Genomic DNA, 18,856 nt, shown 5'->3' with positions numbered 1-18,856 from the left:
GTGGGAGTCTTACTGCCCGTTAATGCGGGATAAAATCAAACGGTTCATACTTCTCGTTTTCTATTTGTTGTAAAGAATCTAACGCTAATCCTGTTCGTATTTCAATTTTATCATTCAAATTAGCACGTTCAATATTGCTACGTGCAATTTCTGCATGTTTTTCATTTGCTTCCAATGTAACAACTTGGCCTCCAGATGGTAAGCCCCTTGCAATCCATATCGTGCTATATCCGCCTGGAGTACCAATTTCCAAAATGTTTCGGGCTCCTTGAATTTGTACTAATAGTTGTAAAAACTTCCCTTGCGTTGGCGATACATCATGTGCCGGTAAATTAGCTGCAGCATTCGCTTGAAGGACCCTTTCTAATGTAGAATCTTTCGGTATTAATACATCACTCATATATTGATCAACAGCCGTCCATTTCTCAATTGTACTCATGTAAATACCATCCCTTTCAATTTCCCAACGCTTTCTACCATTCACTTTTAATTATACCGAAAATTCTGTCTCAAATACAAAAAATAAAGAAGGGACATCTCCCCCTTACAGAATAGATATCCCTTCTTTTAAAGTTAAATTTAATTCCTATGGATTAGTAGACCAAAGCCCAGCAGATTTAATAAATGTACGTTTATTTAATTTTAGCTGCGCTACGATAAATTCTGCAATATCTTCTGCTTGCATTACTTTATCAGGGTTTCCATCAGTTAATCCTAAATCTACAGCCATATCAGTTGCTACTGTACTTGGTGTTAAAGCTGTTACACGAATGTTATGCTTACGAACTTCCATCGCTAACGATTCAGTTAAACCAAGAACACCAAATTTAGAAGCACTATATGCACTTGTTACAGGTGCACCTTTTTGTCCTGCTGTAGATGAAATGTTAATGATATCACCAGATTGTTGTTCAATCATGCTCGGTAAAGCAGCACGAGTTGCATAGTATACACCCATTAAGTTTACTTGAATGATTTTTTCCCAATCAGCAACGTCTAGTTCTAAAAACTTACCAAACTTAGAAATACCAGCGTTATTAATTAAAATATCGATAGATCCTAAACCATTTTTTAACGTTTCAATCGCAGTAGTCACTTCTTCGTATGAAGAAACATCAGCAGTTGCAATAACAGCTTTTACGCCTTCTGCTTCTACTTCTTTCGCTACAGCTTTTAAGTTTTCTTCTGAACGAGCTAATAGGCCTACATTTACGCCTTCTTTCGCTAATGCAATTGCGACAGCGCGACCAATCCCTCTACCTGCTCCTGTAATTAAAGCATTTTTGCCTTGTAATAATTCTGCCAAGTATAACACTCCTTAATCATCTCAGTTATGTATTATATTAAAATTGTATCTATGTTTATGTAAAAAGGCAATGATGCACTTTCATGTGCGTAGGTTACTTGTAGGTAACTATAGAAAATTACTATGCATTCATTGCACGTATTTATCATTATTCATGCAAAATAAAGACACCCTCCTCATAAAAGAGTGTCTGCGTATGAAATAAAAAATGGTTCTTTATCACTACACTATTTTTCTTCATAATTAGGAATACGCACAATAAATTCAGTACCTTTTCCTTCCTCACTCTCCACTTTTATCTCTCCTTGATGAAGGTCGAGTACTTTCTTTACAATAGCTAAACCTAAGCCACTTCCTCCATAGGCACGATTTCGTGAAGAATCCGCTTTATAAAAACGCTCAAAAATATGTTGTTTCTGTTCTTCTGATATACCAATTCCTGAATCACAGATACGCACTTCCACTACTGTCTCATGTTCCTTTAACTGAATAGTAATTGTACCACCGCTTGGAGTAAATTTAATGCTATTATGAATTAAATTAATCCACACTTGACTCATACTTTCTTGGTCTGCAGTTACATGGACTTTCTCTAAATCAAGATCTAATTCAATTTCTTTTTCAGCCCAGAGTGGTTCACTATTTAACACAATTTGCTTTAACTGTTGATCTAATCTATAGCTCACTCTTTCTGGTGTATACTCTTCGGATTCTAAAAGAGTTAGCTTTAGTAAATTTTGACTTAGTTTAGATAATCTCGTTGTTTCAGTTTCAATAATGGTAAGATAATGCTTTCTTTTTTCCTCAGAAAGATTATCGTCTTGTAGTGCTCTAGCAAATCCTTTTATAGAAGTTAATGGTGACTGTATTTCATGAGAAACATTTGATACAAATTCTTGTCTCATTTTCTCCATCGTATTCAGTTCATCTGTCATATCATTTATACTTTTTACGAGCACGCCAATTTCTCCATCATACTTTTCTTCATTTCGTATTTTTACGGAGAAGTCTCCTTTTGCAATTTTTTGTATCGGTTCAATAATAGTCCAAATCATTGCCTCTCGTTTTGGCCTCATTAATATTCCAATTAATGTCCAAATAAGAATAATAAATACAAAACCGACCATATCACTAATTAGAAAGGCAACAAACGGCGATACGTTTACGTCAAAAGCATTCAATAAACTAGTTGCTACATAAAATGCGATAGACCAAATGATAGTAAGAAAAGAAAAGAGCGCTAATACCGCTCCAAATACTTTCAACATCTTCAACTTACTCATTCGTTTTCTTTTTCTCATTTACTTACCTCTAAGCGATACCCTAATCCTCTTATCGTTTTAATACTAAATTTCGACTGCTCTTCTTGAAACTTCTCACGTAACCGATTAATATGAACGTCTAGTGTACGTTCATTCCCTTCAAAATCATATCCCCATATTTCTTCAATTAATTGCTCTCTCGAACAAGTTCTTCCCGATTTAGACCCTAAAGTAAAGAGCAGCTCAAATTCTTTTAACGGTAACGTAACCGTTTGTTCTCCAGATGTAACTTCGAATGTTTTACGATTTAATAATACATTTCCAACTTGAATCGATTGTGAAACTGTAATTTGGTAACGTTTCAATAATGCCTTTACTCTCACTACTAGTTCTATAGGGTCAAATGGCTTTACAAGATAATCATCTGTCCCAAGGTGAAATCCTTTTACTTTTTGTGATGTTTCCCCTTTGGCAGTTAGCATCAGAACCGGGATATCATAGTATTTTCTTAATTCAAAACATACATCAAATCCATCCATATTTGGCATCATGATATCAAGAATAACCATATCGACTTTTACGTCATCCATTTTCCGAAGTGCATCTACTCCATCAATTGCCTCATATGTTTGAAAACCTTCTCGTTCTAAAAATACAGAAACGAGTTCCCTAATGTGTGGATCGTCGTCTACTATTAAAATTTTAGGTATCAAAGGAACCATTTCCTTTCTACTTAGCATCTAATATATTTTTTTAAAATGCACCCTCTTTAATTTTCAATTGTTGCGTTGCAAACTCACGATACATATCATGCGTCTGTAATAATTCATCATGCGTACCACTACCTGTAAGATTCCCTTTCTCAATAAAGATAATTTTATCTGCATCTACAACAGTAGAAAGTCTATGCGCAATCACTAACGTTGTTCTGCCTTTCATTAAGTTATTTAACGCTTTTTGAACGACAGACTCAGATTTACTATCTAAGCTTGAAGTTGCCTCATCTAGCATAAGAATTTGCGGATTTCGAAGTAACGCTCGGGCAATGGCAATTCGCTGTCTTTGTCCACCAGAAAGCTTCACACCGCGTTCTCCAACTTCTGTTGCATAACCGTTTGGTAAGTCATGAATAAATGCATCAACATATGCCATTGCTGCTACTTTTTCAATTTCTTCATCCGTTACTTCGCCTTCAACACCGTAACAAATATTATCACGAATCGTTCCATCGATTAACGGACTATCTTGTGATACGTAACCGATTTGACGTCGCCATGACTGTAATGAATAACTCGTAATTGATTCTTTTCCTAATTTAATGGCACCACTAGTTGGCTCATAAAAACGTTCCAGTAATGAGAATAACGTTGTTTTCCCACTACCACTTGGTCCTACAATCGCTGTCACTTTTCCAGATTCAATTATGAAATCAATATTTTTCAAAACTTGCTCTTCTTCGTTATACTCAAAATGTACATTTTCAAGAACGATCGGCTGCTTAGCATTTGCCACTTTCACACCAGTTTCATGATCTTCTACTTCATATTCTAAAATCGTACTAATTCTTTCCGTTGCACCGATTGCCTTTTGAAATTGTGTAAAGAACATAGATAATTGACTCATCGGCATTATAATTTGAACTAAATACAAAATAAACGCTACAAGTTCACCAGTTGTTAATGCACCGCTAGAAACTCGCATCCCGCCATATCCTACGATAATAACAAGTAGTGCCATTAAAACAAACGACATAACTGGCGAAATTAATGCTTGCACTTTTCCTTCTTTCAAACCAAATTGTAATAACTTTTGTATACCTGTATTACCCGTTTCATATTCTCTTTTTTCTGTATTTGAAGATTTCACTAAACGAATTTCCGATAACACTTGCGTTAACACACTTGTAAAAGATGCCGTTTCATCTTGAAGCGCTTTTGAAATCTTATACATTTTTCGTCCAAGTGGAACTAAAATTAATACAGACAACGGAATAACCGTTAAAAGTAACGCAGTCATTTTCCAATCTAAAACAAATAATACAATTAACGATCCAACAATTGAAATACCACCTGTTAATAAGTTTGACAAATGCTCAGAAATTAACGTTTTCACAACACCTGTATCATTCGTCATACGGCTAATCGTATCACCTGTTCTATTTTGATCGTAATAAGATACCGGCAAGATAAGTACCTTTTTCCACAAACGTTCTCTTAGTCCCGCTACAATCTTCTGCCCAATATAATTTAGTAAATATATAGATAACCCTGCCGCAATAGTTTGCATTACAAAGAAAGCAACTAACCCAACAATTTGTCCTGCACTAATTGAAGAAAGCGAAAAATTATCTACTAATCCTTTTGTTAGCATGGGAATAAATAAACTCGCTCCCGTAGAAAGCAAACTCATTAATAATGCAAAAACTAAAATTCCTTTCGGAGGATTTGTATCTTGAATAAGGCGTAAAAACTGCCTCCAACTCCCTTTTTTCTTCATTTCATTTCTAACTTCCATTCCTGTTCATCTCCTCGTGTTAAACAAATCTGTTCTTTCTAAAATTAGAATACGATACAAATGTAAACTGAATGTAAACACACTTTTTCTATTTTTACAAAATATACATAAAAACTCATCTTTACAACAGATATAAACATCTGATATTATTACCTGGTACTTAATATTATTCTATGTAAATTATAAATAATTTACAACACGATATAAATCTCCAGTTAGTGAAAGGAGTATCCTTTTTGCAAACAAATATACATTCTGAAAAGGAAACAATTATTTTTATTCATGGGTTAGTTGGTAATCGTCGCGCCTTCAAAAAGGAGCAAAAACGATTTTCTGCCTCCTACAACATTATAACTTATGACTTATTAGGTCACGGTGATGATAAAGGAGAAGCAATCGACTTTTCATTACAGCGCCTCGTAGATCAATTATTAAACTTATATGAACAAGAAAATATTAAAAAAGCTCATATTTGTGCACTAAGTTACGGCTGTTACATCTCTACAATTTTTGCACAAATGCATCCAGAAAAAGTATTAAGTATTTGTCATATTGGAGGACATTACAATAACCCTTCTCGTTTATATAATGTATTTCAAAATTTTTGGGAGAAGCGAGGAGATGAATACTCTAAATGGCTCTCTCAATACGCAAATACTATTTTTCCAAGTGGTATACTAAAAGCAAATCCATTCGCAGTCATTTCAAGAAATATTTACTACCGTTTCGGATTACAATTACATTCATCCATAATTGCCCAGTCATTACGACATCGGTTAGAATTCGATTTAAAATCTAAATTAAAATCACTCCCTCACCCTATACTATGGGTAATGGGAGAGCATGATCATCTCTATAAATCTTGTCTATTTGATTTGAAATCTATTTTACCTAACGTTCTATACAAGGAAATACCTTTAGCAGGACATGCAGCGAACTTATTTCGTCCTAACTATTTCCACGACTTATATGATCGATTTTTAAATGGAAAGTTAAAATAAAAACTATTAAACTTCCAATTTATTCAACTATAAAAAGGCTTCCCAAGTTTCCTTGGAAAGCCTTTTCTCTATACGAAAAGTATATAAAACTACTTTTTCTTAGTATGCTTTTGTGTAACCTAAAATGTGCTTGCTCCAGTAAGAGTTACTTACAGAACTAATACGTACACCAGTTGCATCTGTTTCTGCACTAATGAACTGACCGTTTCCTAAGTAAACACCCATGTGAGAAGGACCTGATTTATAAGTATTTTGGAAGTATACTAAATCACCTGGTTGTGGATTGCTAGTTTTTGTTTTAGAGCTCCAGTATCCAGCAACTGTTTGACGAGCGCCTTTATGACCAGTTTGATTTAATACGTAGTGAATGAATCCACTGCAGTCAAAACCAGCAGGTGTTGTACCAGCAGTTCTGTATGGTGAACCATTTAAAGATCTAGCGAATCCAGCGATTGAAGATGTATCTCCACCTGTTGTTGGTTTTTGTACGTCTTTACCTGGTTGTTGAACGTTATTTGTAACGTTATTGTTATTGTTATTTGTAACGTTATTTACTCCGCCTTTTACAAACTTAACGAAGTCTGCACTTACGTAACCTGTGCGGCCGTTATGGTTAATTTTGTACCAACCATTTTCAGCGCCAGTAACGTTTAATACTTTACCATTTGTTACTCCACCGATTACAGCGTTGTATGTAGCTGGGCCTGTACGTACTTTTAAAGCACCAGTGTTAACAACATAAGAACCACCAGTTTGAACTGTTGTAGTATTGTTGTTTGTAGTTGGTTGTTGTGTTTCGTTAGATACAGCAGAACCACCTTTTGTTACGAAGTCTTTGCTTACGTATCCAGTTCCACCATTGAAGTTGATTTTAAACCAATCTTGTACTTCACCTACAACTTGTACTGTTTTACCTTTGTTTACAGAACCTAATACTGTATGAGATGTACTTGGGCCTGTACGTACGTTAAGTGAAGAAACGTTTACTGTGTAAGTACCTGTTCCTTGTTGAACAGTCGTTCCTGTTTTGCCACCAGTCGTTACGAAGTCACCACTTACATAACCTGTTTGACCATTTACGTTTACTTTGAACCAACCATTTTCTTGTCCAACTACTTGTAGCACTTGGCCTGATTTTACTTTAGAAATAACGTTATGTCCTGTACCAGCACCTGAACGAACATTTAATACATCAGCAGTTACTGTGTATTTTAATTCAGAAGTTGTTTCTACAGTTTTTGTTTCAGTTACAGTCGTTTGAGTTTGAGTTTGTCCATTAATTTCTTTTAGCGCTTCATTTGAAACTTGTGCATGAGCAGAATCCATTCCTGGAACTGCAACGCCAGCTACAGAAGCTGCTGCTAAACCTGCAATTACTTTTTTCATAAGTTGTCTTTACTTCCTTTCCCTACTATCCTCTTAAAAAAAACTTAAAACTTTAATACTTTACAATATTATCAAAGTAAAATATTCATCCAGTTCCATTTTTTAGCAAGAGTTTTATTTTTCACACAGAGTTCATTTTAAATGAACAAAGTGAAATCCGTGTGAACTTCATGTGAACTTTATCATTAAACATAGTGTTTTTGCAATGATTTTTTCAAATTTCTTGTATATCGCATAAAAATTCGACATTTCATTTAATATCTCAATATAAAATATCCCTTTTCTATCTTCTATGAAAAATTCTATTAACCTAATACAAACTACATTATGTATTTCCTTATAAAGCTCCTTACATAAAGTATACTTTCATCATGACAAAAATCACTCTATTAATCAATAGTATAATATTTTTAGAAAACTAATTTTCTATACTATCTACAATTTTGAAATAATTTGACGAATTGTAAGATTTATTTTATAAAAACCATTTCTCCTTTAAAGAAAGCACACACTATACCAATTGTTCTCTTTTTCTGATTATAGAATTTATAGGATAACCATAGTATTATATACATATCCTAATAAAAAGAGGAGGCATATTTGTGAGACATATAATAGATGATCCTATACAAAAAAATATAGAGCTGTACTATGCTTTTATTCAATTCGTTTCAATGATAACATTACAAAAAATATCAGTTGTTGAAACACGTAAAGATGAATTGAAAAATCAGATAAAAAATGAAGGACAAAAAAAACCTTATTACTTATAAAAAAAGGCGAACAGGTTATATTCCTGTTCACCTTTTATCAAATTATTTATAAATTTTTACACGGTTTTCTAACGATTGGAATTCTTTTTCACCAGCCTGTACTACCGGTTTACCAAATGGCATTTGCGCAGTGAGTTTCCAATTTCCTGGAACATCCCACTCTTTTCTCACTTCTTCATCAATTAGCGGATTGTAATGCTGTAACGTAGCACCAAACCCTTCAATTTCTAAAGCTGTCCAAATTGCAAATTGTAACATTCCTGATGATTGCTGAGACCAAGTTGGGAAATTATCTTTATATAATGCAAAGTTTGCTTGAAGGCCTTCCACTACTTCACTGTCTTCAAAATATAAAACCGTCCCATAACCACTTTTAAATGCATTCATTTTTTCTTCAGTAGGTGCAAAGTTATTTTCAGGTACAATTTTTCTTAACGTTTCTTTCGTAATATCCCATAATTTATCATGTTGTTCTCCTAATAAAACAACAACACGAGCACTTTGAGAATTAAAAGCTGAAGGTGTATGTTTTACAGCATGATAAATCACTTCTTGAATTTTCTCATCAGAAACTACTTGCTCTTTACTAATTGCATAAATAGATCTTCTATCTTCAATTGCTGAGTAAAAATCTTTTGCCATCATAATTCCCTCCAATTTTCAATTGAGGCTATTTCATATGTATACATCATATTACGCCCCTCAAACTTATTATTAATAAGCTTATAACTTTATAATATCACAGCAACAAATAAACTCAAATGATAACACTTGTATTTAGAATCTTTTGCCTTTTTAAAGTTAAAATAAAAAGACTGTTTATTGTTATCTAAAATTAGTAACAACAAACAGCCTTACTTATGTAGCGATCTAGATTGGTATTTTACTTACTTAATTAACTAATCCAAATGCATACGACATTAACTTATTCGTCTCTGTAAAACGTTTTGTTTTACTTGAGGTCCCCATGACTACTGTAATAATTCTGTTATCACCTTGCTTGGCAGTCCCAGTAAAACAGTATCCTGCACTATCTGTAAATCCAGTCTTTAGTCCGTCCATTCCTTCTATATATAAACTTTTATTATTTTTGTTTAACATGTCGTTTGTGCTTATAACATTAATATTATTAAATGCTAGCTGACTTTGGCGTAAGTGAGTCACTTCTAATATTTCCGGATAATCTTTTATAAGATGATACGCCAATTGTGCTACATCAGCAGCCGTCATTTTTGTTTCACTTCCATCTGGCTCTTGTAATCCAGAAGCATTTGCAAATTTAGCATGTTCCGACATTTTTAACTGTTTCGCTTTTGCATCCATAAGCTGAACGAAATCTTTCTCCGATTTTGCCATATGTTCTGCTAAAGCCACAGCTGAATTATTAGCTGACTCAATCATTAATGCATGATATAAATCTTTAACAGTTAATGTGTCATTAACTTGTACTGGGATTCTCGCTCCCTCTGTTTGTGCCGCCTTCGCACTCATTTTAACTGGATCTTCCCAGCGAACTTTCCCGTTATGTATACTCTCTAGTAGGAGATACGCTGTCATCATCTTAGACATACTAGCCGGTGCAAAAGCTTCATTTTCATTATATTGATAAATAATATCTCCATCACTCGCATCGATAATCATAGCTGCTTTTGCATTAATTTCTGGTGGGATGTACTTTGGCGGGACTACTTTTTCAGAAAATCCTGCTTTAGGTAGTTCTGCCACTTGCAAAGGTTGTCCCTCTACATTTGCTACGCTCTTTTGATTTCCTTGGAATAAGAACCAACATACCCCTAAAATAATGACTAATAGGACTGTCATCCTTCCCCATTTTAACCGATTCATTTCAAAACTCCTTTAGCAAACCTTTTATACACTCACATTTAACCTTAACAACAATTCCTTTATACAGTCAAGGCAAAAAGGTATGTTTATTCATATACAGCAATGATTATTTTAATTTATTTATGGTAAACTTACAATATTGAAACGTAAGAATATTCAATAATAAATTCTCGTAAATAAAGGAAACTTTAATCAGCCCCACCAATCGGGCTTTTACGGGCAGCCCGCCCCCCACCTAACTTCTTCGCTTTCACTGAATTTTGAGGTGGGGATCTTACTGCACAGCAAATAGCGGGATAAACTATTTAATAGAAGGGATTCATTCAAATGCTACTTCCAAAATCATTGCAATACGGAGACACAATTGGGATCTATTCCCCTTCTTCACCAGTAACTTACACTTCTCTAAAAAGATTTGAACGAGCAAAATCTTACTTACAACAGAAAGGGTTTCATATATTAGAAGGTTCATTAACAGGTCGATATGATTTTTATCGTTCTGGTAGTATACAAGAGCGCGCTGAGGAACTAAATGCCTTGATAAGAAATCCTAATATTTCTTGTATTATGTCAACAATTGGTGGGATGAATTCAAATTCACTATTACCTTATATTGATTATGATGCTTTTCTAAATAACCCTAAAATAATGATTGGATATTCAGATGCAACTGCTTTATTACTAGGAATTTATGTTAAAACAGGAATTCCTACATTTTATGGGCCAGCTCTCGTCCCTTCCTTTGGCGAATTTGAACCTTTTGTTAATTGCACATACAAATATTTTGCAGAAACTTTACTACATGATCAATCTCTTCCTTATCATATAAAACAACCATTATTTTGGTCAGATGAATTTATTAATTGGGAAAAAAAGACGAAGGAGAAAGAACTTCGACCAAACAATTGGATTTCAGTAATTGATGGAAAAGCTACTGGGCGTATTATTGGCGGGAATTTAAACACGATACAAGGAATTTTTGGTAGCCCCTATATGCCACATATTCAAGAGGGCGATATTCTCTTTATTGAGGACAGTTCAAAAGATGCAGCTACTATCGAAAGAAGCTTTTCATTCCTTAAAATTAACGGTGTATTCGATAAAATTTCAGGTATCATTCTTGGAAAACATGAGCAATTTGATGATTGTGGTACAAATCGAAAACCTTTTGAAATACTATTAGAAGTACTTCAAAATCAAAGAATTCCTTTTCTAGCCGACTTCGATTGTTGTCATACACATCCAATGATTACCATGCCTATCGGTGTTCAAGTAGAGTTAGATGCAACAAATAAAACGATACATATTGTAGAACCTTGGAAAAAATGAATGCATGGCTTCTATTGTTTTACAATAAAAGCCATGATACTATATACTTTGGAATGTGAAAGATTAAACAAAATACGTTCCAATATCTATCATTAGAAAAATTAGGTATAAATATATATTTATATGCAAAAGAGAGTGAATAAATGAAACCAACTATTAAAAATTATGTATTTTTACATGTAGCTTTTTTGATATATTCTATCATTATGGTTTACATGAAATGGGCAGCTCAATTTCCAATTGCTTCAATCTCATTTTTTATTGCTTATTTCGGACTAGTTGTACTTTTATTCGGATATGCAATTTTATGGCAACAAGTAATTAAACATTTCGAAATTTCAAAAGCATATTCACATCGCGGGATTATTATACTATGGTCAATGCTTTGGTCAGTATTTCTATTTGGAGATACGATTCAGTGGAATCATTTACTTGGTGCAGCTATTATTATCGTCGGAATTGTGGTGGTGACAAAAGATGAATAGTTATATGTTATTATTTATTTTCGGGATAATTTTAGCTAATTACTCACAAATATTATTAAAAAAAGCTACTTTACAACAATACGATTCTAGAATAAAAGAATATGTGAATCCTTATGTTATTATCGGCTACTCTTTATTTGTACTTAACGCTGGATTAAATGTAATCGCCATGAAGGGCATGGAATTAAAACAAGCATCAGCATTAGAATCCTTAAGTTATATCATCATATTAATTTTCGGTTGGTATTTCCTAGGGGAAAAAATAACGAAACGTAAACTCATCGGTAACATGATTATTATCTTTGGTGTAATCGTTTATTGTATCCAATAGTAAAAAGCTCCGTTTATCACAAACGGAGCTTTTTACTATTGACCTAAATTTTGCACCTTATCTTTCAAATCTCGAACTTGATCTACCGTCTGCATAAGCTCTGAGTTTTTAAATTGCTCTACATCCACTTTCCCTTCTTCTATCTTTGTCATCGCCGTATCAATTAACGTATTTAACTTTTCGTTATATCCGACGATTTGTTGATGAAGATCCTTTGCTACATCAGGTGGCGTTAATTCATTGAATGTGGGTATATCTTGTTTAATTTCACTAAGCTTCGTTTCTAATTCTTTTCGAGCCTCACTATCATTAACGGCCTTTTCTGCTAATGCTGGTGCATCATTTGCAAATGCACTTATTTCATTTACATAGTCTGTCGCCTTTTGAGCATAATCTATCGAGTTCTTTCCTTCCTCCACTATTGAACATCCCATTAAACCAATTGAAACTATAAATACTAATAAAATTGATTTTATTTTCATTTTAGACTCCCTTCGTCTTTATAATTGTCTGTAGTTTTCTCTATACATAACTTCTAGCTAAATTGTTTATAACCTTTTTCAAATAGCTATTTATCCTCTTACATGCCCTATTATCGTTACAACATCTATTTCTATATGTACGCTTATAATATCTTCAATTATATCCATATATCCTTGTCCTATAGCTGTTCCATAGTGTAATGTAAGCCCCTTCTTTTCATACACTGACTTTGGCACTGAAAAAATAAATCTCCTCAAGTTTCTTTCATCAGCTGGTTCCATAATTAATACAATCCCATCCTCATCAAACATATACGCTCGCCCTCCAACTTTACATTCACTATGGCTCAGTATTGCCTTGGTCAGCAAAATTTAAAACATAATAAGTTAAGATACACTCTGCTCTATCATAAAGTGAAACTTTAATTAGCCCTCACCAGTCGAATCTTTACCGGCAAATAGCGGGATAAAAATAAAAAGCATTCATTCTTTTTTGTTAAGAATGAATGCTTTTTAAAAAATCAATTTCTAACTCTAGCATCTTTTTTTGACGAGGTTTTACTTTCCTTACGGGAACTCCAGCGTAAATATACCAATCATCTAAACTCTCTTTTACCATACTCATCGCGCCGACTGCCGTACCTTCTCCTACAGTTACATTTGGAAAAACAATAGAATTAGCACCAATAATCACATGTTTTTTTAAAATAACTTTTTCTGCTTTCACATCCCTATATTGATTCGGGACGGTTGGCCCCATTAATGTATTTCCACTGAAATCATCAAGTACTGCATATACAATTGTTTTAGCTGAGATGTTTGCAAAATCATGCATTTCAATCCCAACTTCCCCTCCATATAACGCTGTATACGCTGATATGTGCGAATAACTTCCAATTGTGATTTTGCCACTTAAAATGCAAAAATCATCAATTCTTACATGATTACCAATTGATATAGCACCCGGATTATATATACTTGCTTTTTTACTAATCAATACATTTTTCCCAACAGATAAAAACCCAATTTTCTTTAGTTCTTCTTGACTATAAAAACTATTCATCTACCAACACCACCTTCTGCTCTAAACAGATTACAATTTGCTCTACTAGTTCTTTCGTCATTCCTTCCCATAAAGGTAAACTTACGATTCGTTTAGCTATTTTATTCGTTTTTGTTAAATCTGTAGACTTATAGTTTTTAAAAAGAACTTGTTGGTGGCAAGATGGTGAAAAGTATAATCTAGCTTCTATTTTCTGTTTTTTCAGTTCTTCTATTACTTGTATGTTGCGAACTTCTTCTGGACAAATGATAGGCATAAATTGGTGAATAACTGCTTCTGTCTTTTGGACTTTCCACCCTTTTTTCATTAACCCAGTATTTTGTAACAACTGTTTATACCATTCAGAAATACGGGTGCGTTCTTTTAATTTTTGATCCCACTTTTTTATAGTCGCAATCCCAATAGCTGCTGCGTATTCAGACATTTTACAATTAAACCCCATCATCGTGCATTCACGATTTTTATCAAATCCGAAATTCCCCATTCTTTTAATACGTTGTATATCTTCTTCGTTTTTACTATATATGAGCCCTCCTTCACCAATTCCGAACGGCTTTGTTGCATGAAAGCTATATACGATCATTCCACTAAAATCTTGACCGTAATGCATCCCTCTATTCATTAATCCAAATCCCGGTGCCGCATCTACGACAACCGGAATCCCCTTCTTCTCTAATTCTTCATATTCTTCTAAGTTCATCCATGATCCAAAAGTGGCGTACGGGACAACAATCGCAACCTCTTCTTTTAATTCTTCTATCTTATCCAAAAGTACCGTTTTATCCATATACCAATCATCTATTGAAATATCAATAAAGTAAGGTTCCAATCCACACCAAATAGCGGCTAAGGCAGTCGCAGGGAATGTAAAGCTAGGCATGAGAGCATACTTTCCCTTTCTTCTTTTCTTTAGTTGAATAGCCGCCATTAACCCTAACGTTGCGTTTGCTACTGTTGTAACAGCTCCCCTGTTTTGAAAAAATACCGACATAATTGTTTCCTCAAAACGTTGATTTATAGGTCCATAATTCGTATATATGTGAGATGTATCAATTTCCTTCAATTCGTCCAAATACTCAATTACAGGTACAGTTGAAGCACGTAAAAAAGGAATATTCTCCATATCTATCTATTCCTTCCTATCATTTTCGGACAATATAGAGCATATCTGTTTCAGATAATCCAAATTTCCTAGCACTTTTCATTCCTTGTTTTTCCGCTATGTTATATAATTCCACCTTAAATCCTGCATTCATTAATCGTTGAATAAATCCCGATTGATTATAAATTCTCACATGATCTTCTTGACCAAAAGCTAATTTCCTCAATTGTGGTGTTACAATTAATTCATTCTCTACAATAAAATCTACATTCATTACGATTGGTACTTGAATAATTCCCCATCCATTTGGCTTTAACACTCTATATAACTCTCGCATTGCTTTGTCATCATCAGGAACGTGTTCTAACACATGGCTACATAATATTACATCAAAGGTATTACTATCATATGTAATCCTTGTAACATCAATTTCCTTCATTAATGGATCCTTTGGTTCTAAGTCACCACATACGTACGTAATATTTTTATACTCGTTAAACCAATCTCTTAACTTCGCTTCAGGTGCAATATGAAGCATAGTATAGTTTCTATTTAACAAGTCTGTTTCCGTTTCAATGTATGTACGATACAATCTTTCACGATCCATCGAATTACAAACTGGACATATCCCTGTATCTTTATTCCACATCTCAAATTTATATTTCGGAAAATCATAATGTGCTGGCCAAGGTAAAAATTTTTCAAATTGTTGATTGCAATATTGACAATAACAGAATTCTTTCTCAAACATGTGAGCAACTAATTTGTGTAACCCTTTTTTTATCTTTTCATTATAAATTTGATCTATTTCGCCGTTTCTTACTGCATCCTTAACTATAAATCCCGCATTTTCTAAACAATAAGATAAACTCTCTTTATACTCACTTTCAGAACTTAAAAATCCACTATTATATGCATCTATAATTAATTCAATCCACTCTTCAATTGTCATTAACATAAAATGCATTTGTTTTTGATTTTGTCCACTATGTTGTCTAAAATAACTAAGAGGTTCTTGTATATAAACTACTTTTCCTTTTCTCATCATATCTATCCAAGTTGCAATATCATTAATAGCAGAATAAGCCTTTCCTTTAAAATACCCAAACTTACCTTCAAACAAATCCCGATTAAACAAAACAGTTGTCGGCTCACCAACTATATTTTTTAAGTTTTTTAACATATAATTCCCTAATTCTTTTCCTTCAAAAAGTGTTGTTTCTTTCGCGATTTTCATATTCAATGTTGAAGGTGGTAATATCTCTCCATTCTCATCAATCAGTTCACGATATGACGTCACAAATGAAATGTTTTCTAATGCCAAAAAGTATTTCATCATTCTCTCGATCTTTTCATGATGAAATAAGTCATCATCTAATAAAAAGTTTATATAATCCCCATTCGCAAGTTCTATACACTTATTAAAGTTTTCAGCAACTAATGGCGTTTCATTTTTAACATATGTAATACACTCATATTCACGTAAGTACGGTTGAATCATAACATTGACTTCATTATTTGTACTGTCGTCAGAAATAATAATTTCTATATTTTCATATGTTTGATTCAGAGCACTGTTGAGCGCTAATTCCAAGTAATAAGGTCTATTGTATGCAGGAATAAGTATACTTACTTTCGGTAAAGCAGAATTATTATTTATATGTTGTTTTTTCTTTTCTATGTTTATTTTCTTCGCTCTAATTTTTTGATAGTAGTCTAATGTATATAATATCGATGATGGAACTATCCTTCTTGCATAATCCAGAAAATTAGTTATCGCTTTGTCTAACTCTTTTTCGTTGGATAAGAAACCATATTTTTCTCCTGCTATAATACTGTGTGAAAAATCTTCTAACCCATCCATCATTTTATTAGATTCATTTAACTGTTGATCTGGATGTAATCGAAAGTAACTAAGTGTCTCTGCTATATATACTGCTTTTCCTTCACTTAATAAAGATAACCATGAAGCTATATCTACATTACATAAATACCGCCTCTTATCAAAAATCCCATACGGTTCTTGTAAATCATTTTTACGAAATAAAACTGTTGTTGGTTCTCCAATATAATTTTTTTGATCCACAATTACCTTATTTCCTAATTCTATTCCCTCTATAATCGTATCCTCTTCAAATAAACGGACAGTTGAATAAATATGTCGTAGTTCTTTCCCTTTATCATCAATTACTTGACGATGAGATGTTACTAGCTTAATTTCATTATCTAGATCATTGAAAAAATACTTCATCATCTTTTCAATTTTATTCACATGAAATATATCATCATCCATTAAAAAATTTATATACTCACCGTTCGCTTCATGAAATAACATTAGCGCATTTTCAAATTGTCCGAGAGTTGATCTGTTTTTTATATAAATAATATTTAAATGATCACATAAATATTTTTGTAACACCTTTTCTGTTTCGTCATTCGTGCTGTCATCTCCAACTATAATTTCTATATTAGGGTACGTTTGTTCTAACACACTACATAACGCCTTTTCAAAGTAGCGAGGACGATTATACGTAGGAATTAACACACTTACCAACGGAAGTTGCTCTACGACCTCTTCAATTCTTTCAATACGATTTCTCATTTTAACTCTCTCACCTCTTCGCATATTATTTATATACGCGACACAAAAATCACATTACTTTAACTGTATGGAGCCTATATACTTTTATGCAAACATGAAACAAAATATCATACTTTTCGTTCCTGAATAAACATATTTAATAACGCGGACATTTTATTTGCACCTTTTTTATTCATATGATCACTATCATAAAAATCATCCTCACAAAATAATGGCGAATCAAATAGATCTATGATTTGAAAAGAATATTGAGTTTGAAACTCATTTATAACTTTATAAAAATCTTCTTTTAATTTCTTACTACTACAATTGAAATAATGTGAAGTAACAGGGAATACAACAATTAATGGCTTTATATCGTTTTTTAATAGTAATTCTAAATATTTCTTAAAAATCATTTTATTTTCAACTAAAGTATGAGGATACGCCAATTTAGCGTGTGAAGCTGCTCTTATTTTCCCGTGTTCTTCAAAAGGAATGTGAAGAGGAGTGGTATTCCACTCAGCATTTATCCAAGGCAGTATCAATGATTCATCTTTTAGTTCGTCTAATAAAATATATTCAAAATGCAAATTAAAAATAGAAAAAAGTGGTTTCGGAGTATTTAGATGTAAGAATCCATCCGTGGGTAAAGGAGAATAAACTACAGTATGATGACCATCTTGAAACAATGGATAATATACTTTGTGAATTCTATATGATTCAGATGATAACGACATATCAAAGTAAAACGAGAAATAAGCTATTCCTATTAAACAATATTGAAATGAATGAGTGTTTGATAGAAGTTGTGACGCTATTAAATAATCATAGTATAGATCTTGAGATGGAAGTGTTAATTTTATTGACTTTTTTGAGAGGAGCTCCGTACTTATGCCACAATGTGGATAAGACAAACCGGTAGCAAACAATTCATACGTCGGATCACTCTTTGCTTTTTTTATAGAAATGTATAAAGACATAAGATCCGGATTTATTTGATAGATAGAAATTAATTTATCCTTCCATTCATACATGTATTTTGTTAAATTAATAATTTTTGAACTTTGTACGCCCCTATTTATCAAGTCATTTGTAAGTTTTTCTGCGTCCCCTCTCCAAATGACTATATATTGAAAAGAACTTTCTATACGAACAACATTTGAAACGTCTACAACATGAACTATTGTTTTACATTTATTTTTGTCTAACGTATTTCGAATCCTATCCCCTGATAATTCATCACTTAAAACAATGATTTTAAATTGCTCCTTCATGTACATCCCCTCCATTATATGTATAATATGAAATTCATTTTTAATTCGTAACAATCATATACACCTGCAATCTAACAAAAAAATAGCTCCACCATTAGGCGTAGCTATTTTTACAATTA

Annotated in this window: 18 protein-coding genes and 1 pseudogene; 5 read left to right on the top strand and 14 right to left on the bottom strand. The window is 33.1% G+C overall.

Annotated features, from left to right (window positions below):
• Window positions 1-37: 37 nt before the first annotated feature.
• From AC0ONG_RS08165 to AC0ONG_RS08145, 5 genes and pseudogenes are all read right to left on the bottom strand, one after another.
• Window positions 38-439 (bottom strand): annotated as a pseudogene (locus AC0ONG_RS08165) (O-methyltransferase); the annotation flags it as partial.
• Window positions 440-586: 147 nt separating this feature from the next.
• Window positions 587-1,306 (bottom strand): 3-ketoacyl-ACP reductase, encoded by a 720-nt coding sequence (locus tag AC0ONG_RS08160; protein WP_000818985.1) that lies wholly within the window; start codon window positions 1,304-1,306, stop codon window positions 587-589.
• A 227-nt stretch (window positions 1,307-1,533) separates the two neighbouring features.
• Window positions 1,534-2,607, bottom strand: coding sequence for an envelope stress sensor histidine kinase HitS (gene hitS, locus AC0ONG_RS08155; RefSeq protein WP_017763041.1), 1,074 nt, complete (start codon window positions 2,605-2,607; stop codon window positions 1,534-1,536).
• Window positions 2,604-3,281 (bottom strand): envelope stress response regulator transcription factor HitR, encoded by a 678-nt coding sequence (hitR, locus tag AC0ONG_RS08150; protein WP_000612415.1) that lies wholly within the window; start codon window positions 3,279-3,281, stop codon window positions 2,604-2,606. The genes hitS and hitR overlap by 4 nt, the downstream gene beginning before the upstream one ends.
• 40 nt (window positions 3,282-3,321) lie before the next feature.
• The gene (locus tag AC0ONG_RS08145) at window positions 3,322-5,082 is read right to left on the bottom strand and encodes an ABC transporter ATP-binding protein (RefSeq protein WP_000453881.1); all 1,761 of its coding nucleotides are present in this window, start codon (window positions 5,080-5,082) and stop codon (window positions 3,322-3,324) included.
• Window positions 5,083-5,318: 236 nt separating this feature from the next.
• On the opposite strand from AC0ONG_RS08145, the gene AC0ONG_RS08140 reads away from it, so the two are divergent.
• Complete coding sequence (locus AC0ONG_RS08140) at window positions 5,319-6,083, top strand: alpha/beta fold hydrolase (protein ID WP_001194308.1); 765 nt, start codon at window positions 5,319-5,321, stop codon at window positions 6,081-6,083.
• Between the two features lie 99 nt (window positions 6,084-6,182).
• On the opposite strand, the gene entFM is transcribed toward AC0ONG_RS08140, so the two are convergent.
• The gene (gene entFM / locus AC0ONG_RS08135) at window positions 6,183-7,469 is read right to left on the bottom strand and encodes an enterotoxin EntFM (protein ID WP_063675233.1); all 1,287 of its coding nucleotides are present in this window, start codon (window positions 7,467-7,469) and stop codon (window positions 6,183-6,185) included.
• Between the two features lie 602 nt (window positions 7,470-8,071).
• Here entFM and AC0ONG_RS08130 point away from each other — a divergent pair.
• Window positions 8,072-8,242: a hypothetical protein gene (locus AC0ONG_RS08130; protein ID WP_001215911.1), complete on the top strand. Its 171-nt coding sequence runs from the start codon at window positions 8,072-8,074 to the stop codon at window positions 8,240-8,242.
• Window positions 8,243-8,284: 42 nt separating this feature from the next.
• Here AC0ONG_RS08130 and AC0ONG_RS08125 read toward each other — a convergent pair whose 3' ends face one another.
• Window positions 8,285-8,887, bottom strand: a complete 603-nt coding sequence (locus AC0ONG_RS08125; RefSeq protein WP_002083262.1) for a nitroreductase family protein — start codon at window positions 8,885-8,887, stop codon at window positions 8,285-8,287.
• Between the two features lie 246 nt (window positions 8,888-9,133).
• Window positions 9,134-10,087, bottom strand: coding sequence for a D-alanyl-D-alanine carboxypeptidase family protein (locus tag AC0ONG_RS08120; RefSeq protein WP_001080883.1), 954 nt, complete (start codon window positions 10,085-10,087; stop codon window positions 9,134-9,136).
• Between the two features lie 327 nt (window positions 10,088-10,414).
• Between AC0ONG_RS08120 and AC0ONG_RS08115 the strand changes: the two genes are divergently transcribed.
• The 3 genes from AC0ONG_RS08115 to AC0ONG_RS08105 all read left to right on the top strand — a co-directional run bounded on the left by AC0ONG_RS08115 (window position 10,415) and on the right by AC0ONG_RS08105 (window position 12,232).
• Window positions 10,415-11,416, top strand: coding sequence for a S66 family peptidase (locus tag AC0ONG_RS08115; protein ID WP_000926336.1), 1,002 nt, complete (start codon window positions 10,415-10,417; stop codon window positions 11,414-11,416).
• Window positions 11,417-11,559: 143 nt separating this feature from the next.
• A complete protein-coding gene (locus AC0ONG_RS08110) occupies window positions 11,560-11,901 on the top strand; it encodes an EamA family transporter (RefSeq protein WP_000805128.1) in 342 nt (113 codons plus the stop codon).
• Window positions 11,894-12,232, top strand: coding sequence for an EamA family transporter (locus AC0ONG_RS08105; protein WP_001089871.1), 339 nt, complete (start codon window positions 11,894-11,896; stop codon window positions 12,230-12,232). The genes AC0ONG_RS08110 and AC0ONG_RS08105 overlap by 8 nt, the downstream gene beginning before the upstream one ends.
• 35 nt (window positions 12,233-12,267) lie before the next feature.
• On the opposite strand, the gene AC0ONG_RS08100 is transcribed toward AC0ONG_RS08105, so the two are convergent.
• From AC0ONG_RS08100 to AC0ONG_RS08075, 6 genes are all read right to left on the bottom strand, one after another.
• A complete protein-coding gene (locus AC0ONG_RS08100; RefSeq protein ID WP_063536124.1) occupies window positions 12,268-12,714 on the bottom strand; it encodes a DUF6376 family protein in 447 nt (148 codons plus the stop codon).
• A 90-nt stretch (window positions 12,715-12,804) separates the two neighbouring features.
• Window positions 12,805-13,026: a hypothetical protein gene (locus tag AC0ONG_RS08095; RefSeq protein WP_000459099.1), complete on the bottom strand. Its 222-nt coding sequence runs from the start codon at window positions 13,024-13,026 to the stop codon at window positions 12,805-12,807.
• A gap of 184 nt (window positions 13,027-13,210) precedes the next feature.
• Window positions 13,211-13,777, bottom strand: coding sequence for an acyltransferase (locus AC0ONG_RS08090; protein ID WP_001084172.1), 567 nt, complete (start codon window positions 13,775-13,777; stop codon window positions 13,211-13,213).
• Window positions 13,770-14,900 (bottom strand): DegT/DnrJ/EryC1/StrS aminotransferase family protein, encoded by a 1,131-nt coding sequence (locus AC0ONG_RS08085; RefSeq protein WP_000427951.1) that lies wholly within the window; start codon window positions 14,898-14,900, stop codon window positions 13,770-13,772. Before AC0ONG_RS08085 ends, AC0ONG_RS08090 begins: the two co-directional genes overlap by 8 nt.
• A 19-nt stretch (window positions 14,901-14,919) precedes the next feature.
• Complete coding sequence (locus AC0ONG_RS08080; protein WP_136996420.1) at window positions 14,920-17,481, bottom strand: glycosyltransferase; 2,562 nt, start codon at window positions 17,479-17,481, stop codon at window positions 14,920-14,922.
• 107 nt (window positions 17,482-17,588) lie between these two features.
• Entirely contained in the window at window positions 17,589-18,737 is a 1,149-nt protein-coding gene (locus tag AC0ONG_RS08075) for a hypothetical protein (protein ID WP_000662898.1), read from the bottom strand.
• Window positions 18,738-18,856: the final 119 nt, after the last annotated feature.

This window comes from Bacillus sp. TCT6, from assembly GCF_056033845.1.
Note: the sequence above shows the minus strand (reverse complement) of the source record. Positions and strands in the feature narration are given on the sequence as shown.

Bases quoted from the DNA above. Each gene is read 5' to 3' on its own strand.
- hitS (WP_017763041.1), bottom strand. From the start codon at position 2,607: ATGAGAAAAAGAAAACGAATGAGTAAGTTGAAGATGTTGAAAGTATTT.
- AC0ONG_RS08145 (WP_000453881.1), bottom strand. From the start codon at position 5,082: ATGGAAGTTAGAAATGAAATGAAGAAAAAAGGGAGTTGGAGGCAGTTT.
- entFM (WP_063675233.1), bottom strand. From the start codon at position 7,469: ATGAAAAAAGTAATTGCAGGTTTAGCAGCAGCTTCTGTAGCTGGCGTT.
- AC0ONG_RS08125 (WP_002083262.1), bottom strand. From the start codon at position 8,887: ATGATGGCAAAAGATTTTTACTCAGCAATTGAAGATAGAAGATCTATT.
- AC0ONG_RS08120 (WP_001080883.1), bottom strand. From the start codon at position 10,087: ATGAATCGGTTAAAATGGGGAAGGATGACAGTCCTATTAGTCATTATT.
- AC0ONG_RS08115 (WP_000926336.1), top strand. From the start codon at position 10,415: ATGCTACTTCCAAAATCATTGCAATACGGAGACACAATTGGGATCTAT.
- AC0ONG_RS08110 (WP_000805128.1), top strand. From the start codon at position 11,560: ATGAAACCAACTATTAAAAATTATGTATTTTTACATGTAGCTTTTTTG.
- AC0ONG_RS08105 (WP_001089871.1), top strand. From the start codon at position 11,894: ATGAATAGTTATATGTTATTATTTATTTTCGGGATAATTTTAGCTAAT.
- AC0ONG_RS08100 (WP_063536124.1), bottom strand. From the start codon at position 12,714: ATGAAAATAAAATCAATTTTATTAGTATTTATAGTTTCAATTGGTTTA.
- AC0ONG_RS08095 (WP_000459099.1), bottom strand. From the start codon at position 13,026: ATGTTTGATGAGGATGGGATTGTATTAATTATGGAACCAGCTGATGAA.
- AC0ONG_RS08090 (WP_001084172.1), bottom strand. From the start codon at position 13,777: ATGAATAGTTTTTATAGTCAAGAAGAACTAAAGAAAATTGGGTTTTTA.
- AC0ONG_RS08085 (WP_000427951.1), bottom strand. From the start codon at position 14,900: ATGGAGAATATTCCTTTTTTACGTGCTTCAACTGTACCTGTAATTGAG.
- AC0ONG_RS08080 (WP_136996420.1), bottom strand. From the start codon at position 17,481: ATGAGAAATCGTATTGAAAGAATTGAAGAGGTCGTAGAGCAACTTCCG.
- AC0ONG_RS08075 (WP_000662898.1), bottom strand. From the start codon at position 18,737: ATGAAGGAGCAATTTAAAATCATTGTTTTAAGTGATGAATTATCAGGG.